The 26,160-nt window shown below is 66.7% G+C and carries 28 protein-coding genes; 5 read left to right on the top strand and 23 right to left on the bottom strand.

What is annotated here, in order from left to right:
- Nucleotides 1-146: 146 nt before the first annotated feature.
- Both rocD and ddaH read right to left on the bottom strand, forming a co-directional pair.
- Nucleotides 147-1,373 carry an ornithine--oxo-acid transaminase gene (rocD, locus tag DTA22_RS33185; protein ID WP_112302227.1) on the bottom strand — a complete coding sequence of 409 codons (1,227 nt, stop codon included), beginning with the start codon at nt 1,371-1,373 and terminating at the stop codon, nt 147-149.
- Nucleotides 1,374-1,379: 6 nt separating this feature from the next.
- On the bottom strand, nt 1,380-2,297 hold the full coding sequence (ddaH, locus tag DTA22_RS33180) for a dimethylargininase (protein ID WP_112302260.1): 918 nt from the start codon (nt 2,295-2,297) through the stop codon (nt 1,380-1,382).
- Between the two features lie 81 nt (nt 2,298-2,378).
- Here ddaH and DTA22_RS33175 point away from each other — a divergent pair, with 81 nt between their 5' ends.
- Nucleotides 2,379-2,831: an Lrp/AsnC family transcriptional regulator gene (locus tag DTA22_RS33175; RefSeq protein ID WP_005239716.1), complete on the top strand. Its 453-nt coding sequence runs from the start codon at nt 2,379-2,381 to the stop codon at nt 2,829-2,831.
- 78 nt (nt 2,832-2,909) lie between these two features.
- Here DTA22_RS33175 and DTA22_RS33170 read toward each other — a convergent pair whose 3' ends face one another.
- From DTA22_RS33170 to eccCa, 4 genes are all read right to left on the bottom strand, one after another.
- Nucleotides 2,910-3,197: a WXG100 family type VII secretion target gene (locus DTA22_RS33170; protein ID WP_005253873.1), complete on the bottom strand. Its 288-nt coding sequence runs from the start codon at nt 3,195-3,197 to the stop codon at nt 2,910-2,912.
- 43 nt (nt 3,198-3,240) lie between these two features.
- Entirely contained in the window at nt 3,241-3,558 is a 318-nt protein-coding gene (locus DTA22_RS33165) for a WXG100 family type VII secretion target (protein WP_037244726.1), read from the bottom strand.
- A 131-nt stretch (nt 3,559-3,689) separates the two neighbouring features.
- Nucleotides 3,690-5,024 (bottom strand): type VII secretion-associated protein, encoded by a 1,335-nt coding sequence (locus tag DTA22_RS33160; protein ID WP_245973311.1) that lies wholly within the window; start codon nt 5,022-5,024, stop codon nt 3,690-3,692.
- Between the two features lie 56 nt (nt 5,025-5,080).
- On the bottom strand, nt 5,081-9,082 hold the full coding sequence (eccCa, locus tag DTA22_RS33155; RefSeq protein ID WP_112302225.1) for a type VII secretion protein EccCa: 4,002 nt from the start codon (nt 9,080-9,082) through the stop codon (nt 5,081-5,083).
- 285 nt (nt 9,083-9,367) lie between these two features.
- Here eccCa and eccD point away from each other — a divergent pair, with 285 nt between their 5' ends.
- Together eccD and mycP are read left to right on the top strand one after the other, a co-directional pair.
- Complete coding sequence (gene eccD / locus DTA22_RS33150; protein WP_112302224.1) at nt 9,368-10,840, top strand: type VII secretion integral membrane protein EccD; 1,473 nt, start codon at nt 9,368-9,370, stop codon at nt 10,838-10,840.
- Complete coding sequence (gene mycP, locus DTA22_RS33145; RefSeq protein WP_112302223.1) at nt 10,837-12,231, top strand: type VII secretion-associated serine protease mycosin; 1,395 nt, start codon at nt 10,837-10,839, stop codon at nt 12,229-12,231. The genes eccD and mycP overlap by 4 nt, the downstream gene beginning before the upstream one ends.
- A gap of 6 nt (nt 12,232-12,237) precedes the next feature.
- On the opposite strand, the gene eccB is transcribed toward mycP, so the two are convergent.
- A complete protein-coding gene (eccB, locus tag DTA22_RS33140; protein WP_112302222.1) occupies nt 12,238-13,716 on the bottom strand; it encodes a type VII secretion protein EccB in 1,479 nt (492 codons plus the stop codon).
- Between the two features lie 112 nt (nt 13,717-13,828).
- Between eccB and eccE the strand changes: the two genes are divergently transcribed.
- Nucleotides 13,829-15,478 carry a type VII secretion protein EccE gene (eccE, locus tag DTA22_RS33135; protein WP_112302221.1) on the top strand — a complete coding sequence of 550 codons (1,650 nt, stop codon included), beginning with the start codon at nt 13,829-13,831 and terminating at the stop codon, nt 15,476-15,478.
- On the opposite strand, the gene DTA22_RS33130 is transcribed toward eccE, so the two are convergent.
- The 9 genes from DTA22_RS33130 to infA form a co-directional block, all read right to left on the bottom strand.
- Nucleotides 15,475-16,041 (bottom strand): NADPH-dependent FMN reductase, encoded by a 567-nt coding sequence (locus tag DTA22_RS33130; RefSeq protein WP_037244710.1) that lies wholly within the window; start codon nt 16,039-16,041, stop codon nt 15,475-15,477. The two genes, eccE and DTA22_RS33130, sit on opposite strands and share 4 nt — an antisense overlap.
- A gap of 82 nt (nt 16,042-16,123) precedes the next feature.
- Nucleotides 16,124-17,017 carry a tRNA pseudouridine(38-40) synthase TruA gene (truA, locus tag DTA22_RS33125; RefSeq protein ID WP_174233897.1) on the bottom strand — a complete coding sequence of 298 codons (894 nt, stop codon included), beginning with the start codon at nt 17,015-17,017 and terminating at the stop codon, nt 16,124-16,126.
- 5 nt (nt 17,018-17,022) lie between these two features.
- Nucleotides 17,023-17,601, bottom strand: coding sequence for a 50S ribosomal protein L17 (gene rplQ, locus DTA22_RS33120; protein ID WP_112302220.1), 579 nt, complete (start codon nt 17,599-17,601; stop codon nt 17,023-17,025).
- Nucleotides 17,602-17,628: 27 nt separating this feature from the next.
- Complete coding sequence (locus tag DTA22_RS33115) at nt 17,629-18,690, bottom strand: DNA-directed RNA polymerase subunit alpha (RefSeq protein ID WP_037244707.1); 1,062 nt, start codon at nt 18,688-18,690, stop codon at nt 17,629-17,631.
- 116 nt (nt 18,691-18,806) lie between these two features.
- A complete protein-coding gene (gene rpsD, locus DTA22_RS33110) occupies nt 18,807-19,412 on the bottom strand; it encodes a 30S ribosomal protein S4 (RefSeq protein WP_005239683.1) in 606 nt (201 codons plus the stop codon).
- A gap of 22 nt (nt 19,413-19,434) precedes the next feature.
- Complete coding sequence (gene rpsK, locus DTA22_RS33105) at nt 19,435-19,848, bottom strand: 30S ribosomal protein S11 (RefSeq protein ID WP_005239680.1); 414 nt, start codon at nt 19,846-19,848, stop codon at nt 19,435-19,437.
- Complete coding sequence (rpsM, locus tag DTA22_RS33100; protein ID WP_005239677.1) at nt 19,848-20,222, bottom strand: 30S ribosomal protein S13; 375 nt, start codon at nt 20,220-20,222, stop codon at nt 19,848-19,850. Before rpsM ends, rpsK begins: the two co-directional genes overlap by 1 nt.
- A 221-nt stretch (nt 20,223-20,443) precedes the next feature.
- A complete protein-coding gene (gene rpmJ, locus DTA22_RS33095; protein WP_003938068.1) occupies nt 20,444-20,557 on the bottom strand; it encodes a 50S ribosomal protein L36 in 114 nt (37 codons plus the stop codon).
- Nucleotides 20,558-20,644: 87 nt separating this feature from the next.
- Nucleotides 20,645-20,866, bottom strand: a complete 222-nt coding sequence (gene infA, locus DTA22_RS33090; RefSeq protein ID WP_003418601.1) for a translation initiation factor IF-1 — start codon at nt 20,864-20,866, stop codon at nt 20,645-20,647.
- Between the two features lie 265 nt (nt 20,867-21,131).
- Here infA and dtd point away from each other — a divergent pair, with 265 nt between their 5' ends.
- Nucleotides 21,132-21,569: a D-aminoacyl-tRNA deacylase gene (gene dtd, locus DTA22_RS33085; RefSeq protein WP_037245006.1), complete on the top strand. Its 438-nt coding sequence runs from the start codon at nt 21,132-21,134 to the stop codon at nt 21,567-21,569.
- A gap of 21 nt (nt 21,570-21,590) precedes the next feature.
- On the opposite strand, the gene map is transcribed toward dtd, so the two are convergent.
- From map to rplR, 7 genes are all read right to left on the bottom strand, one after another.
- Nucleotides 21,591-22,388 carry a type I methionyl aminopeptidase gene (gene map / locus DTA22_RS33080; protein WP_061041834.1) on the bottom strand — a complete coding sequence of 266 codons (798 nt, stop codon included), beginning with the start codon at nt 22,386-22,388 and terminating at the stop codon, nt 21,591-21,593.
- On the bottom strand, nt 22,388-22,933 hold the full coding sequence (locus DTA22_RS33075) for an adenylate kinase (RefSeq protein ID WP_009479373.1): 546 nt from the start codon (nt 22,931-22,933) through the stop codon (nt 22,388-22,390). The genes map and DTA22_RS33075 overlap by 1 nt, the downstream gene beginning before the upstream one ends.
- Nucleotides 22,930-24,243, bottom strand: a complete 1,314-nt coding sequence (gene secY / locus DTA22_RS33070) for a preprotein translocase subunit SecY (RefSeq protein WP_005239668.1) — start codon at nt 24,241-24,243, stop codon at nt 22,930-22,932. The genes DTA22_RS33075 and secY overlap by 4 nt, the downstream gene beginning before the upstream one ends.
- A gap of 190 nt (nt 24,244-24,433) precedes the next feature.
- The gene (gene rplO / locus DTA22_RS33065) at nt 24,434-24,877 is read right to left on the bottom strand and encodes a 50S ribosomal protein L15 (RefSeq protein ID WP_005239667.1); all 444 of its coding nucleotides are present in this window, start codon (nt 24,875-24,877) and stop codon (nt 24,434-24,436) included.
- Nucleotides 24,878-24,879: 2 nt separating this feature from the next.
- Complete coding sequence (gene rpmD, locus DTA22_RS33060; RefSeq protein WP_005253859.1) at nt 24,880-25,059, bottom strand: 50S ribosomal protein L30; 180 nt, start codon at nt 25,057-25,059, stop codon at nt 24,880-24,882.
- The gene (rpsE, locus tag DTA22_RS33055; protein WP_005239662.1) at nt 25,059-25,715 is read right to left on the bottom strand and encodes a 30S ribosomal protein S5; all 657 of its coding nucleotides are present in this window, start codon (nt 25,713-25,715) and stop codon (nt 25,059-25,061) included. Before rpsE ends, rpmD begins: the two co-directional genes overlap by 1 nt.
- Nucleotides 25,716-25,752: 37 nt before the next feature.
- On the bottom strand, nt 25,753-26,160 hold the full coding sequence (gene rplR / locus DTA22_RS33050; RefSeq protein ID WP_005239660.1) for a 50S ribosomal protein L18: 408 nt from the start codon (nt 26,158-26,160) through the stop codon (nt 25,753-25,755).

The following is a 26,160-nucleotide window of genomic DNA, read 5'->3' as shown; positions in this document are numbered from 1 at the left end:
TCCGCTGCTGGCCATTGCGTATCGTCGAGCGATTCCCGGCGGCCAGTTGAGACCCGAGAACCGCCAGCCACTGCGACACGAGGACACAGCGGCGCACGGCACGCCAACGGAGAACAATACCGGTCGGTGAGGCCCAGGGTCAAAACTCACTCGGCGAGCGCGTCGGCGAGCTGTTCGACCGCCCACGTCAGCTCGTCCCGTTCGATCACCAGCGGCGGGGCGATGCGGATCGTTCCTTCGTGCGCATCCTTCGCGAGGACCCTGCGTGCCAGGAGTCTTTCACAGATCGTTCGGGCGGACGGCATACCGTCGGCCAGCTGCACACCGGCCCACAGCCCACGCCCACGCACCTCCGACACGTGCCCGGGAGGCAGTTGCGACAGCATGCTGTGCAGGTAGGCGCCCAGCTCCCGGCTTCGCTGCTGATATTCGCCGGTCTCGAGCAGGTCCACCACCGCGCTTCCCACCGCGCAGGCGAGGGGGTTGCCGCCGAACGTGCTTCCGTGTTGACCCGGGCCGATCACTGCCATCACCGACCAGTCTGCAACGACGGCGGAGACCGGCATCAGACCACCCCCGAGCGCCTTGCCCAGGACGTATACGTCGGGGGTCACGTTCTCGTGGTCGCACGCGAACGTGTCTCCGGTCCGCCCGAGACCGCTCTGGATCTCGTCGGCGATCATCAGGATCCCGCGACGAGTGCAGATGTCGCGGACCGCCGCGAGGTAGCCGGGCGGTGGCACCAGGACTCCGGCCTCCCCCTGGATCGGTTCGAGGAGCACCGCCACGGTGTTCTCGGTGATCGCGGCCTCGACAGCGGCCGCGTTTCCGTATTCGACGGACGCGAAGCCGGCCGGGAACGGACCGAATCCGGTGTACGCGTCCGGATCGGACGAGAACCCGACGATCGAGATGGTGCGACCGTGGAAGTTCCCGGCGCACGTGATCACCTCGGCACGCCCCGGTGGCACACCCTTGACGTCGTAACCCCACTTGCGGGCCAGTTTCAGCGCGGTCTCCACGGCTTCGGCGCCCGTGTTCATCGGCAGCACGGCTTCCTTCCGGCACAGCCGGCTCAGGTCCTCACAGAAGGACGCGAAGCGATCGTGCTGGAACGCGCGGCTGGTCAGCGTGAGGCGGCCGAGTTGCTCGCGCGCCACCCGGACCAGCGCGGGGTGTGCGTGGCCGAAGTTGAGCGCCGAGTATCCGGCGAGAACGTCCAGGTAGTCGACGCCGTCGATTCCCTTCACCCATGAGCCCGCGCCCGACTCGATCACGACCGGCAGCGGCGAGTAGTTGTGCGCGCTGTGCTCGTCGGCCCTGCTCAACTCCTCACGCGTGGCATCCGACACGGAAACGACACCGTCCGACATTGCTGGTCACCCCTGATCTTCCGCGTCCCGGAGCCCGCGGAAGCCGCGGAGCTCCATTGTGCTGCACTTGATTCCGCCACCGGATTTGAGGAACTCCGAATAGTCGACCGGCACGGGCTCGTACCCGCGTTCGGACAGCTGTTCCGCGAGGCGCGAAGCCTGCACGGGCAGGACCACATTGGCGCCGTCGCTCACCAGGTTGAGTCCGAGCCAGTCGGTGTCCGTCTCGGCCGCGATCACCGCGTCGGGAAACATCCGCCCGAGCAGAGCCCGACTGTCCGGCGAGAACGCCGCCGGCAGGTAGGCGATGGTCGCGTCGTCGAGCACACCCAGCGCGGTGTTGAGGTGGTAGTAGCGGGGATTCACGAGGTTCAACGTGATCACCGGGCGGCCGAGGTGGGCCGAGGCTTCGGCGTGCGACCGCGGATCGGACCGGAACCCCGTTCCGGCGAGGATCACGTCACCGACGACGAGGAAGTCGCCCTCCCCCTCGTTGACGTACCGCGGCAGGGTGGGTCTGATCAGCCCGTTGGCCTGGAACCACCGGAACACGTATTCGGCCTCGGCCCGCCGCTCGGCGGACCGGTAGCGGGCGCCGAGCGCGACGCCGTCGACGACGAGTCCGCTGTCGGTGACGAACACCATGTCCGGAAGTCCCTCGACAGGGTCGATCGTGAGGACATCGTGTCCGAGTCGCCGGTAGGTGTCCGCGAGCGCGGACCACTGCGACATCGCGCGATCCCGGTCCACGGGCTCCTCGGGACGCATCCAGTCGTTGATGGCATAGACGACGTCGAAATAGGTGGGCGGGCACATCAGGTAACTCCGCGAGTGGGCACGCCGGGGCATGCGGGCGGTGTCGCGCCGCACCTCGGCCGTCTCCTCGTACGGGTTCTCGGACTCGATACCAGCAGTGGGCGCCATCTCCACTCCCCCTCGATCGGTGTCGGTGAAATCAGTATCCACCCACAAAAAGGCCTGATCAATGCGCTAGCGTTTCATCACATGGATGATTCGTTGCGTCTGGACGGGCTCGATCGACGGATCGTTGCGCGGCTGGAGCGCAACGCACGGTCCAGCTTCGCCACCATCGGCGCCGAGGTCGGGCTGTCCGCACCCGCGGTGAAGCGTCGAGTCGATCGACTGGTCGAGTCCGGAGTGATCACCGGATTCCATGCTGCGCTCGATCCGCGCGCACTCGGCCACGGCGTCGAGGTCTTCGTCGAGTTGTACTGCAGCGGTCGCACCTCGGCCGTCGAGATCGCGCGGATCGTGTCCCGTCACACCGAGGTTCAGGAGGCGTACACCGTCACCGGCGACGCCAACGCCCTTCTCCGCGTCCGCACCACCGACACGGCACACCTCGAACGCACGCTGGAGAACCTGCGGTCGGAGCCGGCCGTACTTCAGACCAAGAGCAGTGTCGTCCTCAGCCGGCTGATACCGCCCGCCGACTGATCCACCCGATTCACTGTCGGAGACGACAGTGCCCCAGCAACCGTGGATTGCTGGGGCACTCGACGTGTCACGCGACGGTCAGAGCCACGCCGTGGCGTTCCGGTCTTCCGCAGTTTGCATGTCGACGGCACCGTCCTGGACGACCTTCGAGATCGTCTGCAGAACCTGCAGCAAATCCTCGTGCGAGCTGTCCCACTTCGCCTGCACAGCTTGGTAGTTCTCCCGCGCACCGCTCTCCCACTGCGCCACGAGCCCGTTGACGTAGCCCCGGAGCTCGTCGTGCGTCTCGCGCAGCTTCGCTTCGTTCGACTTGATGTCGCTCGCCAGCGCCTGCAACTCGGCAAATCCGTACTTCAATGAAGACATTCGGTGCTCCCCTCGAGCTTGGTAATTGTTCTCGGCGCCGGCGTCAGATGTCGAGCGATCCCGAGGCTCCGGCCGCATGAATCGCGTCCTGGTTGGCCTGCTCGGCGGCGTCGTATCCCTTGCCGTTCTCGCGGATCTTCACCGCAATCTCGTCCAGCGAGTCCTGCATACGGCGCGCAGCATCTCCGTACCGAGCCATCAGCTCCATGAACGCCGCCTGAGCGCCACCCTGCCAGGCCGAAGAAGACTCCTCGCAACGTGCCTTGAGACTGTTGATCGTGCCCTGCAGCTGGCTGTTCACCGTCTGCACGTGGTTGGCCGCGACCTCCATCTGGCCGACATCGGTAACAACTCCCGCCATTGTGACTCCTTCTGTTCTCGGTGCGGCGGCCCCCTCTGGACTGCCCGAAATCACCCCTACACAAGATTGGACGCATCAACCGCCCAATCGGTTCCACCACGGTGGAAGATTCTCCGGCGAACAGGACGGGGTCACCGAACGATCACCAGCGACCGCACGACCTCTTCGCACACGTTCTCGATCGACTCCCACTCCTCCGCCAGGAACTGACAGCCGACGCTCACCTGGAGGTCACGCTCGACGAGGACGTGCCAACGCACCACGGAACTCTCGTCGGGAAACTCGCTGTACGCGATGCCGGGTCGACCGCCGAACACGACGTCGCGCTCCAGTTCGCCGAACAGCTCGGGACGGCCGCGCTGCGCAATCTTCGCCGCGAGGGTCGCCGCCACCTCGTCGTATCCGGCACCCTCTCGAACCGCGTTCTGCGTGATGATGATCCGCCTGTCGGCTCCGCCCGCAGGCACCAACTCCAGTCGAGATCCGGAAGAAGACGACGCGGCGGGCGGGCGCTCCTTCCACCCGCTCGGTAGTGTCACGCGAATTCTGCCCGCCTCGAGCGCCGCCGCGGTGGTGGTGGTGGTGGTCGGCACCGCGGATCGGGTGAGCGTCGGGGTCGGTTGCGCCGGTGCCGCACTCGAGTCCAGAGCACGGACGGATTCGGTGCCGGCACCGGGCTCCCGAAGGGTGAAGACGAGAACAGCTCCGACGCCGACGGCCAGCACCGCGGCCACCGCGAAGAACGTCGGCCGCGAGCCCCGTCGGTCACCGCGCTCCGATCCCTGCAGCGCCGGTTCGAGCCAGTTCGCCTGCGGCACAGTCATCGCCGTCGGATCATCCGCAACGGCGTCCAAGCTGGACGCGAGTGCGTGTGCGATTTCCTCGCCGGTGACGATCCGGACGTCAGCGATCGGGGACGCGGCGGCGATCACGGCGTCACGCATCGATGTGCGCTCCCGCGAATCTCGGACGCCGGTGAGGAGTATTCCGTCGACAGGCCGATCACCGCGGACTCGCGCACCGAGTTCCACGATCGCTGTCGCCCACTCGTCGATCCCCTCCTCGGCGCAGAGCGACGGATCGTGCTCGCAGTCGACGACCCGATATCCGCCGACCTCACCGACCACGTAACCAGCCGTTGCACCCACGGTCCGGCTTTCGAGCACCAGCCATCGGCCACCGGACACCGCAGCACCCTCGGCCGCCGCCACGGCAACGGGAACCAGCACCGTGGCGGCGGCGACGCGCGCACCCGCGTCGGACAGCACATTCCGCCTCGCGGAACCCCACTCGGTCGGGTAGGACAGTACGGCCGTCGCGATCGGCGCCGCGTTCCCCGCACGGTCTGTCACGGACCGGAACACCGCTGCCAGGGCGTCGGACACCGAGCGAACTCCACCGTCGACGTCCACGTACTCGTCGTCGACGAAGCACAGCGGCGTCATCTCGTGAGCTGCCGTCGTCACGCCCTGAGCGCAGGACCACATGCCGGATTCAGTGAGATGAATCGCGACCGACGACATCACAGCGGGGGCATCCACGCGAGCTGGATCAGGCCGGTACCCGCACGGTTGACCAGCGTTCCGCGCCCGGGCGGCATCGCACTCGGACGAACGGTGCCGATGAGATTGCCCTCCTCCCGGTTGCCACTCATCACGAGGCCCGTCGACTGCAGATCACGCAAGCGTGCGATGACCGGCTCGTACATCGCCCGCGCCGCGCCGCCGGAGCGTCGCGCGATGATCAGGTGGAACCCGATGTCACGGGCGTGCGGCAGGAACTCGACAATCGCAGCGACGGGGTTGCCGCTCGAGGTCACGACGAGGTCGTAGTCGTCGATGACGACGAAGACTTCGGGCCCCGTCCACCAGGACCGGTCGCGCTGCTGCTGGCGATTGAAACCGGGGCCCGGCATGCGCCCCTTCAGCAGGATCGCGAGGTCCCTCATATTCGTCGTCAGCACGTCCTCGGACGGTGCGTACGAAGCCAGGTGCTCCGTCTCGACGACACCGAGCATCGTGCGCCGGTAGTCGGCGAGAATGATCTTCGCCTGTTTGCTCGTGTTCGACGCCATGATGCCCTCGCAGATGTTCCGCAGGAGCGTCGTCTTTCCACATTCGCTGTCGCCGAACACCAGGAAGTGGGGCTGCTCGGCGAAGTTCAGGAATGTCGGAGCCAACTCGGCCTCGTCGAGACCGATCGGAATCTGCAGACATGCCTGCGCCGGATCGAGGTAGGACGGCCACCCCCCGGCCGCACGAAGCACGTCGTCGCGGGCGATCTGCGCAGGCAGCATTCGCACTGCCGGAGCGGGCCGACCGTGTGTCGCGGCGGCGATGGACGACACCGCGTGCGCCACACCGGACGCCAGGTCCGTCGGATCCGAGCTCCCGTCGATCCTCGGCAATCCGACGAGCAGATGCAGGCTTTCGCGGGTCATGCCGCGTCCGGGTCGGCCTTCGGGAACGAGTGCCGCGGTCTTACGACCGAGGTCGGAATCCGAGGGATCACCGAGGCGCAGCTCGATCCGTGTGCCGAGCTGGTCCTTGAGCGCGGGCCGGACCTCGCCCCACCGTGAGGCGGTGAGCACGACGTGCACACCGTACGACAACCCCTGGGACGCAAGGTTGGTGATCTGCTGTTCGAGAGCCTCGAAGTCCTGACGAATGCTGCCGAAACCGTCGATCACCAGGAAGACGTCCCCGAACGGATCCTGCGCCACCCCGGCGGCCGCGCCGCCGCTGCCGGGATCGGTGGCGCGCAGTCGCCGGAACTCGGCCATCGACTCGACCCCGAGTTCGCGGAAACGCTCCTCGCGCTGACGCACGATGGTGTTCATCTCCGCGATGGTGCGACGCACCCGGTCGACGTCGAGGCGGTTGGCGACCGAGCCGACGTGCGGCAGACCCGACAGTCCGGCGAGCGTGCCGCCACCGAAGTCGAGGCAGTAGAACTGCACCTGTTCCGCGGAGTGGGTGGCAGCCAACGACGTGACGAGGGTGCGGATCGCCGTCGACTTGCCCGACTGCGGTCCACCCACCACCGCCATGTTGCCGGTCGACCCGGACAGATCCACGACAAGCGGGTCGCGTCTCTGGTCGTAGGGCCTGTCGATGATCCCGATCGGTGTACGCAGCGAGCTCAGTGCGGGAACCGGTTCGGTGAGAACCGACCTCGGCAGCATCTGGTCGAGGCTCGGCGCGGCGTCGAGCGGGCGGAGCCATACCTCGTGGGCTCGGGGTCCGCGACCTCTGATCCGCGCAACCACGACGTCGATGGTGGTGCGGATCTCCGTCGGCTCCTCTGCCAGGTGGAGCGACTCCGGTTCGTCGAGAATCTCGACGATGTCGACGGGGACCGGTGCAGCCGTGAAGATCTTGGGCCGCAGCTCGACAGCCGCCTCACCGGGCCGTCGGACACTGTCGTCCCGGCCGCCCTCGAAGGTGCCGGACACGTACGAGGCCTGGAAGCGGACGATCTCCGCGGAATCGCATTTGAGGTATCCGGCGCCCGGGGTCGCGGGCAGGTGGTAGGCGTCCGGAACGCCGAGCACCGTGCGCGACTCGTTGGCCGAGAACGTCTTGAGACCGATGCGGTACGACAGGTGGCTGTCGAGCCCCCGCAGTTTGCCCTCCTCGAGTCTCTGACTCGCCAGGAGCAGGTGAATGTGCAGCGAGCGACCGAGCCTGCCGATCGCGACGAAGAGGTCCGCGAACTCGGGCTGCTGACTGAGCAGTTCGGAGAATTCGTCGACGACGATGAACAATGCGGGCAGCGGGTCCAGGTCGGCGCCCGCCTGGCGCGCCTTCTCGTATTCGGTGACGTTCGCGAAGTTCCCGGAGGAGCGCAGGAGTTCCTGACGTCGGTTCATCTCACCGGCGAGTGCGTCCCTCATCCGGTCGACCATCGCGAGTTCCTCGGCCAGGTTGGTGATCACCGCGGCGACGTGCGGAGCCTCCTCGAGGCCGAGGAAGGTGGCGCCGCCCTTGAAATCGACGAGGACGAGGTTCAGCGCGTCGGGCGAATGCGTCGCGATCAGGCCGAGCACCAACGTCCGCAGGAACTCCGACTTACCCGATCCGGTTGCGCCGATGCACAGGCCGTGTGGCCCCATGCCGTTCTCGGCCGACTCCTTGAGGTCGATCTCGACCGGGTGGCCGTCCACTCCGACACCGATCGGGACCCGCAACCGGTCGCGCCCCTGACGGGGCAGCCACGCATGATCCGGGTTGAGACGGCCGACGTCGCCGATCCCCAGCATCTGGCTCCACGTCTGCACTGGCTGGTCGTCCTCGCCCGCGTCCACTGCCGTCTGCGACGCCGTTCGGTACGGTGCGAGTCGCCGGGCCAGCGTTTCCGCCTGATGAGCGCTGACGAGGTCTGCTGTCGCGAACATCTCCACGCCGGCTCCGCTGCGGGCGCCGAGGGATCCGTCCTGCGCCACCAGCTGGAGTCCTCGTGTGGCCGTCAGTCGCGGGCAGAAGCCGCTGATGTCGAGAACGGACACCGAGTCGACCCCGCCGTCGGTGATCATCCCCGATTCGCCCTCGAGGATTCCACCGTCGACGACGATGACGAACTGGGGAACACCGGGGGCGGCGGGAGCATTGCGCGAGAATCGGTTTCGCATCGACAGCTGGGGACCGAGCGAAGATTCGAGTTCGAGGATCGAGCCGTAGATCATGCGGGACGAACCGACGCCGTCGGACGAATCCGGATGCTGCGCGTGCGGCAGCCACTTGGCCCAGTCCCACTCGTGCTCGGTGTCGGGGCCGCACACGACGGCGACCAGGAGATTGTCCGGGCCGTGGAATGCACACAACTGCACGAGCATCGACCGCACCAGGGACCGTGCCGTACCGCGTTCCCCTTCCACGGAGATGGCCGCGAAGCCACGCAGCGACACCGCGGTGGGTAGATCCTGAACTACGGAGTGCGCGCGGACGAAGCGACGAAGCGACACCGCGGCAACCGGTTCCAGATCCTCCACCGGTCCGGTCTCCGGTGCGATCAGGCGGGTTGCGAGGCGCTGGCTTCCCCGGCCGACACGCACGTGGCAGTAGTCGGGGTCGGTGATGCGGCGCTCCCACATGCGCGCGGTTCCTGCGATGGTCCACAGCAGACCGGGCTCGGGGTGGCTCCAGTCGAGCGCCTTCCGCTGCTGCTCTGCGGTCTCGTCGACGTCGCGGCGCAGCTGATCGAGGTAGCGCAGGTAGTCCTTGCGGTCTTCGTTGGCCTCCGCCGCTTTCGGGCCGCCACGGCCGCCACCGGCGAGCATGCCGAGCATCGACACCATCATCATGACGGGAAAGAGCATCGACATCGGATTGCGGGCCATACCCGACGAGAACATCAGGGCCATCATCCCGACCATGGCGACGACCATGACCACGGGAAGGAGTTTGGTCAGAAGGTTTCCCGGCACCAGGCGTGGAATCTCGGGCGGAGCCTGCAGGCTCACTTCGCCGCCCGGAATGCGCGGTACTTCCCGTCGCGCCTTGCGCACGAACCGAATAGTGCTCACTACTCGCCCCCCATGACTACAACCGCCCCGAAAACACCGTGCAGCCGATCCGATCCCGGAACTCCGGGTCGCCCCCCTGGGCTCGATCCGCGAAGTCAGACACTAACCCATGAAGGGCGATCGGGCATATAGGAGGTCCGCGGCCTGCCGGACGCTGGAGGCGGCGCCCGCGGTGTCGTAAAGTCACCGGTGATCAAATCGGATGACGATCTGTAACCGGTCGTCGATCCGTGTCGTATCGGCGCAGATGGGGTTGTGCGTCGCAGAGTTGGGGGGAAATTGCACATGTCCATCACCCATGGCGATTCGCGGGGCTCCGCCTCGTCCACCCGTCCCGGTGCCGCAGCAGATCTCTGCCGGATCACCGTCCTGTCGACGCATTCGCAGGTCGACATGGCCGTGCCGTTCGGTGTTCCGCTGGCCATCCTGATTCCGGGCATCGTCGACACCATCCGCACCCATCGCAGTACCAACGACTTCGACGACTCGCTCGAGCAGTACGAACCCAGCGAGTGGGTTCTCGCGAAGATCGGGCACTCGCCGCTGTCGACCACGTTGACGTTGCACGAGCACGGAATCCGCGACGGCGACCTCCTCGTACTGCAGAGCGTGCACGCCAGCGCACCGCCGCCGCTGTTCGACGACATCATGTACAACGTGGCGATCGCCGACGCCGAGGTCGACCGTGAGTGGACCCGGGGCTCCGCACGGGTCGTGGGCTCCGTCGCCGCGGTGCTCGGCACCGTCGCCGGTTCGTTCGCGCTGCTGTGGTCCGGGGCGGGGACCGAAGGATTCCTGGGGGCGGGGTGCGCACTCGCGACCGCCTTACTGTTCCTGATCGCCGGCGCGGTCACGGGTCGCATCTACGGCGACGCGGCAAGCTCCGTCGTCCTCAGCGGATGCGCCGTTCCCCTCTCGTTCGCCGCGGGGATACTGTTCGTGCCCGGCGATCTCGGCGCTCCGCACCTGCTCCTGGGACTCGTGCTGGCGGGCACCACCGCCGTTCTTGCGCTGCGGCTGGGCGGTGTCGGATTACGGCTGTTCACGGCCCTGTCGGTGACGTCCCTGTTCGGTTCGCTCGCCGCCCTCGTGGCGACTCTGTTCGGCAATCCGGTTTCCGCTGTCGGCGCAGGCGTCGTGGCGGCGGCGCTGATCGGACTCGCCTTCTCGGCCCGGGTGGCGATACTGCTGGCGAAACTTCCACTGCCCCCCGTCCCGGCGCCGGGCACCTCGGTCGATCCGTCCGAGGACGACCCGGACGACGAGGTGACGATGCCGTCGTTCGACTCTCTGGCACAGCGTGCGGCACGCGCCCGCAAGTACCTCACCGGTCTGGTCGGCGCGATGACATCACTCGCCGTGGCCGGTGCCCTCATCGCAGCGCACCCCGGCGTGGACGGTGGAATCTTCTGGCCCGGGCTCTCTCTCGCCGTCGCCACCGCCGCCGTGCTGATGTTCCGGGGACGCACGTACAGCAGCGCCGAGCAGGCGGTACCGCTGATCGCGGGCGGGGTGACGATACTGGTTCTGCTGCTCACCGCCGCAGCCGTGGCCGTGCCCGACTTCGCGATCGCCTCGTTCGCCGTCGCGATCCTGTTCGCCGTCGGTGGGCTCGTGCTGGGGATCCTCGCCCCGCGCCGGACGTTCTCGCCCGTGATGCGACGGGTGGCCGAGCTGATCGATCTGGCGGTGATCGCGTCGATCGTTCCGCTGGTGTGCTGGGTGACCGGCCTCTACTCGCTGATGCGTGGACTGTGAGGCGCCGGCTCACCCACGTCGTCCTGGCCACCGCGGTTGTCGCGGTCACCGCCGCCGTGGGTCAGGGCGGGGCCTCTGCTGTGGTGCCCGCGCCCGCGGAGGCCGGACTGGTTCCACCGAACGACCGACAGAAGTCCGAGAAACGCCAGCCGTGCAAGGATGCTGTGCGCGTGCCGGACGGCCCCGATGTTCCGATTGCCCAGCGCGATCTCGGCTTTCAGTCGGTCTGGCCGATCACGAGGGGTGCCGGTCAGATCGTCGCGGTGATCGACACCGGCGTCTCCCCGCATCCGCGTCTCCCCGGCCTCATGGACGGCGGCGACCTCGTGGGGACGGAGACCGGCACGGTCGACTGCGACGCGCACGGCACGCTCGTCGCCGGGCTGATCGGCGCCGCGCAGGTTCCCGGTTCCGGTTTCTCCGGTGGCGCACCGGATTCCCGGATCCTGTCCATCCGGCAGTCGAGTAGTGCCTACAGCCCCGTCGGCCGGGCCGATCGGCTCGACAACGCGGGCAACTCGGTCGGTGGATACGGAGACGTTGCGACGATGGCGACGGCGATCCGGCGGGCGGCCGACATGGGCGCCACCGTCATCAACATCTCCGAGGTCGCGTGCAAGACGGCCGCCGAGGGAATCGGCGATGGCGACCGGTATCTGGGGGCGGCCGTGAAGTACGCGGTCACGGTGCAGAACGCCGTGGTCGTCGCGGCGGCAGGCAACTTCGGTCCCGAGGAATGCAAGATTCAGAACCCGGCAGTCGATCCCCTCCGGCCCGGAGCCGATCCATGGGACTCCGTCAGCACGATCGCCAGTCCCGCCTGGTACGACGACTACGTGCTGACCGTCGGCTCCGTCGAAGCAAACGGGTCACCGAGTGACTTCAGCCTGGCCGGTCCGTGGGTCGACGTCGCAGCTCCGGGATCCGGTCTGATCTCGCTGCATCCGACCACAGGCGATCTGACGAACACGGTGTACAGCGCGCAGGGCAATGCCCGGCCGGTAAGCGGCACGAGTTTCGCCGCCCCGTACGTCTCGGCGACCGTCGCACTGGTCCGTTCCAGATTCCCGCAACTGTCCGCACAACAGGTCATGGCCCGGATCGAGGCCACGGCGCATGCGCCGGCCGAGGGGCGGAATCCGTCGGTCGGGCACGGGATCATCGATCCTCTGGCCGCCGTTACCGCCGATGTTCCGTTCGACGGTGTCGTCGCCGTCGATCAGTCGAATTCCGTCGCGATCGAGGCGCTCCCGGCCGCTGCTCCCCCGGATCATCGGGCGCGCGACGTCGCTGTCGCGGCAACTGCGACGCTGGGCGCGCTGCTCGTACTCGGCGTCCTGGCGTCGTTCCCACTCCGCCGCCGCTTCCAGTCGGCGACCGCTCGGCGCTGATCCTGTCTAGTTAGACCCTGACGCGACAGCGGCCGGCTCCGCGTCCGGGGCGATTCCGTCGTGCGCGACGAGCGCCGACGACTTCCCGAGCGCCGGGCCCTGCGCCAGGAGGCCGAGAATCTGCCACGGCGCGAGGGGCTGGGTGCCGTCGACGCCCAATGCCTTGGCGGAGTCGCCATCCGGGATACCGAACCGGACTCCCGTGTCCGCGACGAAGAAGGTGCTGTCGCGTCGCGTGCTGGTGGCCTCGATGCCGGTGGACTGGACGAACCCGCTCGCTCCCGGCTGCACGTAGACCGAATCCGCGTTGTCGCCCGTGTCGTCCGCCTGGGCCAGCTCGACCGCACGGGCGTCGCCGGGAATCGGGAGCGCGCGTCCCGCTACCAGGGACAGCTCGGCCGCCGGACCGCTCGAGCCCGACTCGTCCGGTGCACGGAGGGGCTGCCAGGACAGGCAGCTCACGGGACTGTCGGTGGCATCCACGATCACCGGCGCCGACTCCGGGAAGCTGTCCACCGCAATCTGTTCCACGGAGGGGATTCGCTTGGTGGCGTCGGGAGTGATGCTCGACATCTCGGTGTCGCCGTGCGAGTCCGACAGGAAGATCAGGTTCGCGACGGCCGAGCTGATCTTCTGGATTCCGTCGCGGAGTACCACGTAGTGCGTGGTCTCGGAGCCGATCAGCACCTGGAAGACGGATCCCACGACCTTGTCCTGCAACGGATACCGCGGGCTGCTCCCTGCCCCCGGGATGACGGGCGCCGCGAGTGGCGGCACCTCGGGGACGGCGTTGACGAAGCCCTTGCTCACCGGGCGTGGCCGAGCGCCTTCGAGACCCAGCGCCCGGGTGACCGCCGGATCGTCCAGATCGATCCTGGCCCGCTTGCCTTCGTAGATCAGGTACGACGCATCGGAGGTCGACGCGAGGAGTGCCTGATCTCCCGTGAGAGCCCCGCCGCCCTCGGTGCTCTCCGTCTCGCCGACGATGACCGATGTTGTGACGGAACGATGTCCGTCGGCCTCGATCGAGTCGCACACCGTCCACGGTGTCTTCGCCGCGGGGTCTCCCGCCGGGAGCGCAGACGGCGCGCCGGGGATCCCGACGAGGGCACCGCGGGGGCGGGTGTCGAGTTCGGATTCCTTGACGATCACGGGATTCTCGGGCTTTCCGACGATGAGCCGGGCGGACGCGAGATTCAGCACGGGACGGAGGGTGTCGCCCATGACGACGAACATCGCGCCCGAATCCTTGCCGACGACGATCGACGCGTCGCCGATCTTGTCCTGCGGACGAAACAGTGCCAGCGCGCCGCACGCGGCGAGTCCGAGCGACGCGATCACGACCCCCACCGCGAGTGCACGCGACTGCGACCGCATGGGGTCGTGCAACATTCGGACGTCTCGACGCACCAGGGCGTGCTCCATCCGTCTGACCAGAAAGCGATACCCGTTGACCTGCCACCGCGTGGTGGGTGTTACAGCCATTCTTCCTCCCCCGTGCTGCACAGCGCTCGGGGGGACACAGTACAGTTCCTTCGACAATCTTCACGGCGGACGGGTACGGGTCTGCTGGGTTCAGGTATTCGGGGGAGGAACCATGGACCGTTCGCGCGTCACACGTCGGCCGTCGTCTCTTCGGGTTTCGGCGACCGAGGTGATCATTGCGCAACTGGTGGGGGTGGCCGGCGGGGTCGTGGCCTCGCTGTGCGGGCTGGTGTGGTGGGGCGCCGTCGCCGTAGCCGTCGTCCTCGTTCTCGCCGCGCTCGTCCGCGTGGGCGGCTGGTCGAGCCTGGACTGGGCCCGGACGTGCTGGAGATACTGCACCAAACCCGGTCGGACGCAGTCCCGCACCGTCAGCTTCCAGTCACCGACAGGTCAGTCCGTCGGGCTTCGCTGGGACGGTGGCAGCGTGGTGGCAGTCGTCGAGGTCCTTCCTCCCGCGGGGAGCCTCACACAGATCACCCGGGACGGCTTCCAGACGACGCACGAACTCCCCACAGACGCGCTCGCCGCGTGTCTCGTGCAGCACGACATCTCGCTGACCGGAATCGACATCGTCAGCCACGGTTATCGCGCCGCGGCAGGCTCCCCCGCAACCGATGTGTACGACAGGCTGGTCGGCCCGCTCCCGGCGACGGCCACCCGGATGGTGTGGCTCGCCCTGCGATTCGACGCCACCGACGATGTCGCTGCCGTGGCGCGGCGTGGCGGCGGCGAGGAAGGCGCGTCGCGCGCGATCACGATCGCGGCAAGCCGTGTCGTGCGTGCACTCGCCGATTCCGGCTGCCGCGCGCGCATTCTCACCGCCCCGGAGATCGAATCCGCCGAGCTGCAGATCAGTCGGGGCGTCGACCCGAAGACCTTCACGCAGACGTGGAAGCATGCACCGCTGCCCGGAGTGTGCAACACCGGCTACGGCGTCGACCCGCGATACCTGACACGAGATCTGCTCGCGAAGCTCTGGGTTCCGTCGAGCCTCGGCACGACCGTGACGATCCGGCTGCGTCCCAGCGGACACGACGGGCAGGTGAAGGTCGGTGCGGCCTGCCGGGTGACCACCCGGACGATGCCCGAGCCCCTCACGATTCCCGGGCTCGTCTCGATGCAGGGCAGGCACCGGGACGGGCTGCTCTCCAATCTCCCCGTCGCGATGGCGGACCTCGACGAGGTGATGCCGCTGACCGATATGTCCGTCGAGGACCTGCGTGCGCTGCATTTGCCTCCGGCGGGGTGCGGCCAGCTCATCGGCTCCGACGACTACGGCCACGGAATCACCGCCCGCATCGCAGGTCCCGGCGTCGGCATGGTCTACGTGGCGGGCGAGCTGTACCTTGCCCAGCAACTGGTGTTCCGCGCCGTCGCGACCGGCGCCCGGGTGCTCGTCCACACCGATCGGCCCGACGCGTGGTCTTCGTTGATCGACTCCATCGCCACACCCGACCGGTTGCGCATCGCGGGCCACAATCCGCAGTCCGACAACAGGTTCAACACCGTCGTGTTCGACGGCGTCGACGCGCTGCCGCAGCGCGCCGGGGTCACCGCGATCTACCTCTACGGAGAACCGAGCCAGTGGCCCGGTGCCGAACCGGACCTGTCGATTGTCCAGCCGAATGCGCTGGGCGACCGCATTCTTCTGTCGACCGGCGGGACGAGCATCGAACTGATGCTGGTCACGATCTCCTCCGAGACGGCGTTCATCGGCCGGCCGCGTGCCGTGGACGAATACCCGCCGGTCCACCAGTACTAGCCGGGGTACGGGGTGCTCCCCCGCTGAATTCGGACCGCGTCGGCCCACCACACGAGTTGCGCCAGCATGCGGTCCGCCGAGTCGATGGCGGCGCCGTCGGTCGTCTGTCCCTGGTCGTCGAATCGCTTGCGCACCCGGTGGAAGCTCACGCTCTGCCGCACCGACACCATGTGCAGTTCGGCCACGACCTGGCGGAGCTGTTCGGTTGCCCGGAGCCCGCCGGCCAACCCGCCGTACGACACGAAACCGATGGGCTTCGAGCGCCATTCGTGTTTGACGCTGTCGAACGCGGTCTTCAGCGCCGCAGGGTAGCCGTGGTTGTACTCGGAGGTGACCGCCACGAACCCGTCGGCTCGGCCCACTCGCTCCCGGAATTCGTCCGTCACCGGGGATGCGCCGAGATCCTGCGGCAACGGTGTGTCGGCGAGATCGATGATGCCCACGTCCAGCCCCGGGTAGGCGCGAGCGCGTTCGGCGAACCAGCCGGCGACGACGGGAGCGATCCGGCCCACTCTGACGGATCCGATGATGATCTCGATCCGGACGGGTGCGACTGCGGTCATGAACAGGCTCCTTCTCTTCCGGAGCCATCGTAGGTGCTGGTGCCTCCGCAACCGCGGCGGTGATCGACGCCGCGGGTTCCGGTCAGTCGCCGCAGCAGCCGCCCGGCACGGTCCGAACGTCCCGGGTGATCTCGTTGCGTGCCGCCAGATCCGCGTCGTCCGGGTAATCGACGCGCACCAGGGACAGTCCGTGCGCCGGGGCCACCAGGATCGAACTCGACCGCGACTTCTCGCGGAGGAGTCCTTCGACCCAGCCGAGGTCGCGACGTCCCTCCCCCACGGCGAGAACCGCACCCACGAGACTGCGCACCATCGACCAGCAGAAGGCGTCGGCGCTGACGAAGGCCGTGAACACGTCGCCGTCGCGCTCCCAGTCGAAACGTTGGAGATCGCGGACGGTCGTGGCGCCTTCGCGGCGTTTGCAGAACGCCGCGAAGTCGTGCAACCCCAGCAGCGTCGCGGATGCCGAGCGCATGAGTTCGAGGTCCAGGACCTTCGGATACGACACGGTGTCCCGGGCTCGGAGTGGATCGGCGCCGTAGGCTGCCGACGTCAGGCGGTACTCGTAGTGCCTGCGCATCGCGGAGAACCGTGCATCGAAGTGTTCCGGCGCGAAGGAGATCTGCTTGATCCGCACGTCCTTCGGCAGGAACCGCGCGAGCCTGCGGACGAGCCGGGACGGGTCGTCCGGAAGGGCGTCGACCGGAACGTCGACGTGCGCCACTTGCCCTGTGGCGTGGACTCCGGCGTCGGTGCGCCCCGCCACCGTGAGTTGCAACGGTGTGCGCAGTACGGCGCCGAGCTTCTCCTCGATCTCCCCGCACACCGTGCGCAGCCCGTTCTGGCGGGCCCACCCGGAGAAATCCGTTCCGTCGTACGCGATGTCCAGGCGCAGGCGACGGGTCCCATACGAAACGGGCCCGCCGTCCCTCGGGGGGACGACGGGCTCGTTCGATTCAGCGTGTGCCGAAACCAAGTGGACTAGTCCTTCTTGGCCTCTTCGGCCTCGGGGGCGTCGGCCGCGGTGGCGGTCTCGTCCTCGATGGCCTCGACGACGGCGTCAGCGTTCTCGACCTCGGCGTCGGTCGCCTCGGCCTCGACGGCCTCGACGGCCTCGACGACGTTCTCCTCGGCGGGAGCAGCAGCCGGCGCATCCTTCGATGCCTTCACGCGACGAGCGCGGTCGGCCTCGGAGGTGACGGTCTTCTCCTTGACGAGCTCGATGATCGCCATCGGCGCGTTGTCGCCCTTGCGGGGGACCGTCTTGATGATGCGGGTGTAGCCGCCGTCACGATCGGCGTAGAACGGGCCGATCTCCGCGAACAGGGTGTGCACGACATCCTTGTTGCGGATGACCTTCAGAACCTCGCGACGGTGAGCCAGGGTTCCGGCCTTGGCGTGCGTGACGAGCTTCTCGGCGTACGGGCGCAGGGCCTTGGCCTTGGACTCCGTGGTGGTGATGCGGCCGTGCTCGAAGAGCGCGGTAGCCAGATTGGCGAAGATCGCCTTCTGGTGCGAAGCCGACCCGCCGAAGCGGGCACCCTTCTTGGGCTTGGGCATGATGATCTCCTAGTAAAGGACCGTGAGCTACAGCTGTTCGGTCTCGGCGTAGTCCTCGGTGCCCTCGGCATCACCGAAGGAACCGGCGTCCGTGTCGCTCCACGTCCCGGTGGCGGCGTCGTAGCCGGCAACGGTGGTGGGATCGAAGGACGCGGGGCTGTCCTTGAGGGCCAGGCCGAGCGAATGCAGCTTGACCTTCACCTCGTCGATGGACTTCTGTCCGAAGTTGCGGATGTCGAGCAGATCGGACTCGGTACGGCCGACAAGCTCACCGACGGTGTGAACACCTTCGCGCTTGAGGCAGTTGTAGGAACGGACCGTCAGGTCCAGGTCCTCGATGGGCAGTCCGAACGAAGCAATGTGATCGGCCTCGGCGGGCGAGGGTCCGATCTCGATGCCTTCTGCTTCGACGTTCAGCTCACGGGCCAGGCCGAAGAGCTCAACCAGGGTCTTGCCCGCCGAAGCGAGCGCGTCCCGAGCGGTGATGGAGTTCTTGGTTTCCACATCGAGCACGAGCCGATCGAAGTCGGTGCGCTGCTCGACGCGGGTGGCCTCCACCTTGTAGGTGACCTTGAGCACCGGCGAGTAGATCGAGTCGACCGGGATACGGCCGATCTCGGCGCCGGACGCCTTGTTCTGGACGGCGGGGACGTAGCCGCGACCGCGCTCGACGACGAGCTCGATCTCCAGCTTTCCCTTGTCGTTCAGGGTGGCGATGTGCAGATCCGGGTTGTTCACGGTGACGCCGGCCGGGGGCACGATGTCGCCTGCAGTCACAGCGCCGGGGCCCTGCTTGCGGACGTACATGGTGACCGGCTCGTCCTCTTCGGAGCTCACGACGAGGCCCTTGAGGTTCAGGATGACGTCGGTGACGTCTTCCTTCACACCGGGAACTGTGGTGAACTCGTGCAGAACGCCGTCGATGCGGATGCTGGTGACAGCAGCGCCGGGAATCGACGAGAGCAGCGTGCGGCGGAGCGAGTTGCCGAGGGTGTACCCGAAGCCTGGCTCGAGGGGCTCGATGACGAACTTCGAGCGGTTGTCAGCGATGACCTCTTCGGTCAGCGTGGGTCGCTGAGAAATGAGCATTGGAGTTCCTCCTGTACGGGCGTCCGCTATTTGACGCCCACGATGGGAAAGGCACTTCGTGCCCGTGCGCCTTTCCGGTAGTCGGAACTACCGGAAAGGCGCACGAGCCGTCAGGCCTACTTCGAGTAGTACTCGACGATGAGCTGTTCCTGCAGAGGAACGTCGATCTGCGCACGCTCGGGAAGCTGGTGAACCAGAACCCGGAGACGTCCACCGACAACCTGCAGCCAACCCGGGATCGGGCGATCGCCCTGGGTTTCGCGCGCAACCTGGAAGGGAAGCGTGGACAGCGACTTGTCCTTGACATCGATGATGTCGTACTGGGAGACGCGGTAGCTGGGGATGTCGACCTTCTTGTTGTTCACAAGGAGGTGGCCGTGGGTGACCAGCTGACGGGCCTGGCGGCGGGTGCGAGCCAGTCCGGCGCGGTACACGACGTTGTCGAGACGCGACTCCAGGATGCGGAGCAGGTTCTCACCGGTCTTACCGGGGCGGTTGTTCGCCTCCTTGTAGTACAGGCGGAACTGCTTCTCCATGACGCCGTAGGTGAAGCGAGCCTTCTGCTTCTCCTGCAGCTGGAGCAGGTACTCGCTCTCCTTGATCCGCGCGCGGCCGTGCTGGCCCGGCGGGTAGGGACGACGCTCGAACGCCTGGTCGCCTCCAACGAGGTCGACGCGCAGACGACGCGACTTGCGGGTGATGGGTCCGGTATAACGTGCCATTTTCTTCTACCTATCCTTCCCGCTAGACCCGACGCCGCTTGGGCGGACGGCAGCCGTTGTGCGGCTGGGGGGTGACATCGGAGATGGTGCCGACCTCGAGGCCTGCGGCCTGAAGCGAGCGGATCGCGGTCTCACGGCCGGAGCCGGGGCCCTTGACGAAGACGTCGACCTTCTTGACACCGTGCTCCTGCGCCTTGCGGGCTGCGTTCTCGGCGGCCAGCTGGGCGGCGAACGGGGTCGACTTACGCGAACCCTTGAAGCCGACGTGTCCCGAGGACGCCCAGGAAATCACGTTTCCGGCGGGGTCCGTGATGGACACGATGGTGTTGTTGAACGTGCTCTTGATGTGAGCGGCGCCGTGCGGGACGTTCTTCTTGTCCCTGCGACGCGCCTTCTGGGTCTTCTTCGGACCGGTGCTACGTGACTTGGGGGGCATTACTTCGCCTTCTTCTTGCCTGCAATGGTGCGCTTCGGACCCTTACGGGTGCGGGCGTTGGTCTTGGTGCGCTGACCACGCACGGGCAGACCACGACGGTGGCGCAGGCCCTGGTAGCAGCCGATCTCGATCTTGCGTCGGATGTCGGCCTGGACCTCGCGGCGAAGGTCACCCTCGACCTTCAGCGACTCCTCGATGTACTCGCGGAGCTTGGCCAGATCCTCGTCCGAGAGATCCTTGCTCCGCAGATCCGGGCTGACGCCGGTGGCGTCCAGGATCTCCTTGGAGCGGGTACGGCCGATGCCGTAGATGTAAGTAAGTGCGATCTCCATCCGCTTTTCACGGGGAAGATCGACACCTGCGAGACGTGCCATGTCGGCATTTCCTATCGGTGTGCGGAGGTCTGCTCCCAGTCCATCCCCTGTGCCTCTTCAAACGTCGGCGGTCTCGCGACCGACAATGCTTCAACTAACTCAGTGGGGCCCCGGCCTCCGTGCCGGGGGTGAACCAGTGCCTGCTCGAGAGCCGTGAGTACTGGCTGGTGCTGGGAGGTCATCTTTGCTTGTTGCCAAGCAGATCCTCGAAAAGCGGAGATCTAACCCTGACGCTGCTTGTGGCGCAGGTTCTCGCAGATCACCATGACCCGGCCGTTACGACGGATCACCTTGCACTTTTCGCAGATCTTCTTGACGCTCGGCTGAACCTTCACGTCTTCTGATCTCCTGTTTTGTGGCAGCCCACTACGCAGATCCGCAGCGGACGTACTTCTCCCCGACCTGGTCGGGCGGGGAAGCTTTTACTTGTACCGGTAAACGATGCGTCCGCGCGACAAGTCGTAGGGCGAGAGCTCTACGACAACGCGATCTTCCGGGAGGATGCGAATGTAGTGCTGACGCATCTTTCCGCTGATGTGGGCGAGAACCTTGTGGCCGTTCTCGAGCTCAATGCGGAACATCGCATTGGGCAGCGGCTCGACTACTCGTCCCTCGACCTCGATGGCCCCGTCTTTCTTAGCCATATCCTCCGCGATCCATGTGGTTTGGCGTGCTTATTGCATCTGTTTCCGTTACCGTGGCGCCCAATGGGATCTTCACCGGCCGAAACATGAACAATCCGGATCGAATCCGGCACTGGGCACGCAGACAACCGGCACGCATAGCGCACCGTTGATCCATGTTACGGGAAATTGCTCACCAGGCCAAATGCGGTCCCTGACGGACCCGCCCGCCGGGCGAGAATTCGACTTCCGAGACCCACCGGCAACGATGCGAAGGATGGTGTGCGTGCGCGCCCTGGTACAGCGAGTGACGTCCGCGTCGGTCCGCGTCGACGGCGACGAGGTCGGACGGATCACTCCCCCGGCCGGCGGCCACGGGCTGCTCGTCCTGGTCGGCGTCACCCATACGGACGACGAGGCGAAGGCCGCTCTGCTCGCGAAGAAGGTGTGGACCATGCGCATCCTGGAGAACGAACAGTCCGCGGCCGACCTCGACGCCCCGGTACTCGTCGCCAGTCAGTTCACGCTCATGGCGGACACCCGCCGGGGGCGGCGCCCGTCCTGGTCCGCCGCGGCGCCGAGGCCGGTGGCGGAGCCACTCGTGGACGAGTTCACCGGCGCCCTTCGCGAGCTGGGGGCGACCGTCGAGACCGGCGTGTTCGGCGAACACATGGAGATCAGCCTCGTCAACGACGGCCCGGTGACGCTGCTGATCGACGTGTAGGCCCGCACCCGCAGGCGGTCGCTACTCCGGACGCAGGGTCAGGATGCGCGGCCCGTCCTCGGTGACCGCGACCGTGTGCTCCCAGTGCGCGGCACGGGTGCCGTCGGAGGTCACGACGGTCCAATCATCCTCGAGGACAACGGTATCGGTGGTGCCGAGGGTCAGCATCGGTTCGATCGCCAGAACGGAACCGACCACCAGTTGCGGCCCCTTGCCCGGAGCGCCCTCGTTGGCGAGGAACGGCTCCATGTGCATTTCCCTGCCGATTCCGTGACCGCCGTAGCCGTCGACGATGCCGTACTTGCGGTCGTGCGCGACCTCGGCGGCGCGGGTGCCGAGCTCGATGGCGTGGGAGATGTCGGTGAGGCGGTTGCCGGGAAGCATCGCCGCGATCCCCGCCTCCATGGACAGCCGAGTGGCCTCGCTGAGCTGCTGGTCCGCTTCGATGATGTCTCCGACACCGAAGGTCCACGCAGAGTCGCCGTGCCAGCCGTCGAGAATGGCGCCGCAGTCGATGGAGACGAGGTCTCCCTCGGCGAGAATGTCTTCCGCCGAGGGAATCCCGTGCACCACACGATCGTTGACGGACGAACAGATCGATCCGCTGAACCCGTGGTAGCCCTTGAACGACGGCACGGCGCCGGCGTCGCGGATGACCGATTCGGCCACCTCGTCGAGTTCGAGCGTGCTCACACCCGGCTTCGCCGCATCACGGACCGCCACCAGAGCCGCACCGACGATGGCACCGGCGGCCGCCATCGCGTCCAGCTCGCCTGCGGTCCGGAACGGAACGACCTTGCGCTTGCGCCCGAAGCCCATTACTTACCCAACGCTGCCAGTGCGCGCGCGTTGACCTCGTCGACCTCGCCCAGGGCGTCGACGGTTACCAGCTGGTCCTTGTAGTAGTCCAGCAGCGGCGCGGTCTCCTCGCGGTACACCCGGAGCCGGTTGCGGATGACGTCTTCCTTGTCGTCGGCGCGGCCACGGGCCAGCATCCGCTCGACCACGACGTCCTCGTCGACGATGAAGGACAGCACTGCGTCGAGCTTGGTGTTCAGCTCGGCGAGGATCGCCTCGAGCGCCTGAGCCTGGTCGACGGTCCGGGGGAAGCCGTCCAGGAGGAATCCGTTGGCCGCATCCGGCTCGCCGACGCGGGCCTTCACCATGTTGTTGGTGATCTCGCTGGGAACCAGGTCCCCGGCGTCCAGGTACTTCTTCGCCTCGAGGCCGAGGGGGGTGGCCTGGCCGATGTTTGCGCGGAACAGGTCGCCCGTGGAGATGTGGGGGACGCCGAGCTTCTCGGACAGAATCGCGGCCTGGGTGCCCTTGCCTGCACCGGGAGGACCAAGGAGGACAAGTCTCACTTGAGAAACCCTTCGTAGTTACGTTGCATCAATTGACTTTCGATCTGCTTGACCGTGTCCAGGGCGACGCTGACGAGAATCAGCACGGCCGCACCACCGAAGATGCTGCTGGAGGTCTGGCTTCCGGACAGGAAGAAGTGGGGCAGCACCGCGATCAGGCCGAGGTAGATCGAGCCGGGAACGGTGATGCGGTTGAGCACGTAATTCAGGTAGTCCGCGGTGGGGCGACCCGGGCGGATACCGGGAATGAAGCCGCCGAACTTCTTCATCTCGTCAGCGCGCTCTTCCGGATTGAACGTGATCGCGACGTAGAAGAACACGAAGAACACGATCAGCGCGAAGTAGATGACGATGTACACCGGGTTGTTCGGATTCACCAGGTACTCGTTGATGATCCGCTGCCACCAGCTGGGATCGGCGGACGACGTGGCGCCGGTGAGCTGCGCGATGAGGTTCGGCAGATACAGCAGCGACGACGCGAAGATGACGGGGATGATGCCGGCCTGGTTGACCTTGAGGGGCAGGTACGTCGACGAGCCGCCGTACATCTTGCGGCCGACCATGCGCTTGGCGTACTGGACCGGGATGCGCCGCTGGCCCTGCTCGACGAAGACGACGCCGGCGATGATGGCGAGCGCCGCGACGCAGATGATCGCGAAGATCAGTCCCCCGCGGCTGTCCAGGATGGCCTTGCCCTCGGACGGCAGGCGGGACGCGATACCCGAGAAGATCAGCAGCGACATGCCGTTACCGACACCGCGCTCGGTGATGACCTCACCGAACCACATGACGAGCGCAGCGCCTGCGGTCATGACCAGCACGATGATCACGAGGCCGAAGATGCTCTTGTCGGCGATGATCTCTTCCTGGCATCCCTGCAGCAGCTGGCCGCGCGACGCGAGCGCCACGATGCCGGTGGCCTGCAGGATCGCCAGGGCGATCGACAGATAACGCGTGTACTGCGTCATCTTCGCCTGGCCGGACTGGCCTTCCTTCCGGAGTTCCTCGAACTTCGGGATGACGACCGTCAACAGCTGGACGATGATGCTGGCCGTGATGTACGGCATGATGCCGATCGCGAAAATGGACAGCTGGAGCAGCGCGCCGCCGGAGAACAGGTTGATCAGCGAGTAGATACCCGCGGAATCGCCGCCCGACAACTGATCGACGCAGGCTCGGACGTTGCCGTAGTCGACGCCCGGCGACGGAATCACCGCGCCGATGCGATAGAGCGCAACGAGACCGAGCGCGATGAGGATCTTCCGCCTCAGGTCCGGGGTCCTGAGGGCCGAGACGAAGGCGGAAAGCAAAGATCCTCCTGGCACGACGGTGGGGAGACGAGTCGATAGCAGACTTGTCCGTGAATGAACTCTAGAACTCTAACAGTGGCAACTGAACGCACAGTTGGGAGACCTGCGGCAGTGCTGCCCGTACAGCCGCAAATGGCCGCAGTACAGCGCGAGGCTGTACTGCGGCCATCTACTGGCTAGCGGTGATAGCTCACAGCTCGGTGGCGGTACCACCGGCAGCAGCGATCTTCTCCTTGGCGGAGCCGGTGAACTTGTCGACCGTCACCTGGACGGCGACAGTCAGGTCGCCGTCGCCGAGAACCTTGACGAGCTGGTTCTTGCGAACGGCACCCTTCGCAACGAGGTCCTCGACCGTGACCTGTCCACCCTCGGGGAACAGACGGGCGATGTCGCCGACGTTGACGACCTGGTACTCGGTGCGGAACGGGTTGGTGAAGCCCTTGAGCTTGGGCAGACGCATGTGCAGCGGCATCTGTCCACCCTCGAAGGCGGCGGGCACGTTCTTGCGGGCCTTGGTGCCCTTCGTGCCGCGACCGGCGGTCTTGCCGCGCTTGCCGCCTTCACCACGACCGACACGAATCTTGTCGGACTTGGCTCCCGGCGCGGGGCGCAGGTGATGCAGTTTGATGGTCATGGTTAGACCTCCTCAACTGTGACGAGGTGGCGCACCACGTTGATCAGACCGCGGTTCTGGGCATTGTCCTCGCGGACAACCGTCTGACGGATGCCCTTCAAGCCGAGGGTGCGCAGCGAGTTCCGCTGGTTCTGCTTGGTACCGATGGTGCTCTTGATCTGAGTGACCTTGAGTTCGGCCATTACTTCACGCTCCCAGCCTGTGCGCGCGCACGCAGCATGCCGGCGGGTGCCACGTCTTCGAGGGGGAGACCGCGGCGAGCCGCAACTTCCTCGGGACGCTGCAGACCCTTGAGCGCAGCAACGGTCGCATGCACGACATTGATGGCGTTGTCGCTACCGAGCGACTTCGACAGGATGTCGTGGATACCGGCGCACTCCAGCACGGCACGCACCGCGCCACCGGCGATGACACCGGTACCGGGGCTTGCCGGACGCAGCATGACGACGCCCGCTGCGGCCTCACCCTGAACCGGGTGCGTGATGGTGCTGCCGATCATCGGAACGCGGAAGAAGCTCTTGCGAGCCTCCTCGACGCCCTTCTGGATGGCCGCAGGAACTTCCTTGGCCTTGCCGTAGCCGACGCCGACGAGTCCGTTGCCGTCGCCCACGATCACCAGAGCGGTGAAGCTGAAGCGACGACCACCCTTGACGACCTTCGACACGCGGTTGATCGTGACGACGCGCTCGATGTGGTTCGACTTCTCGGCCGACTGTCCGCCGCGACGATCGTCGCGACCGCCACCACGACGGTCGCCGCCGCCGCGGTTGTCCCCGGTGTTGGGGCCATTCTGTCCGGCGGGTCCGCTTCCGCCGTCACGCCTCTGACGTCCCGGCATCAGGCTGTCCTTCCGTTCATGTACTCGGTCTTGGTCATCAGAACTTCAACCCGCCTTCGCGAGCTGCGTCCGCAAGGGCCGCGATGCGACCGTGGTAGCCGTGTCCACCGTGGTCGAACACGACGGCCTCGACACCGGCTGCCTTCGCGCGCTCGGCGATCAGCTGACCGACCTTCGCACTGAGGGCCTTCTTGTCGCCGTCCGCTGCACGCACGTCGGCCTCGGTGGTCGACGCCGCAGCCAGGGTGTGGCCTGCGAGGTCGTCCACGAGCTGGACGTGGATGTGGCGCGAGGACCGGTTGACGACCAGGCGGGGACGCTCGGGCGTGCCGGAGACCTTCTTGCGGAGACGGAAGTGACGACGCACCTTCGACAGGCGACGCTTCGTGGACGCATCCTTGCCGAGCGGAATCCGCTTGGCTTTCTGGTTTGCAGTCTGGCTCAT

Origin of the sequence: Rhodococcus wratislaviensis (assembly GCF_900455735.1) — a bacterium.
Taxonomy (GTDB): domain Bacteria; phylum Actinomycetota; class Actinomycetes; order Mycobacteriales; family Mycobacteriaceae; genus Rhodococcus_F; species Rhodococcus_F wratislaviensis.
Note: the sequence above shows the minus strand (reverse complement) of the source record. Positions and strands in the feature narration are given on the sequence as shown.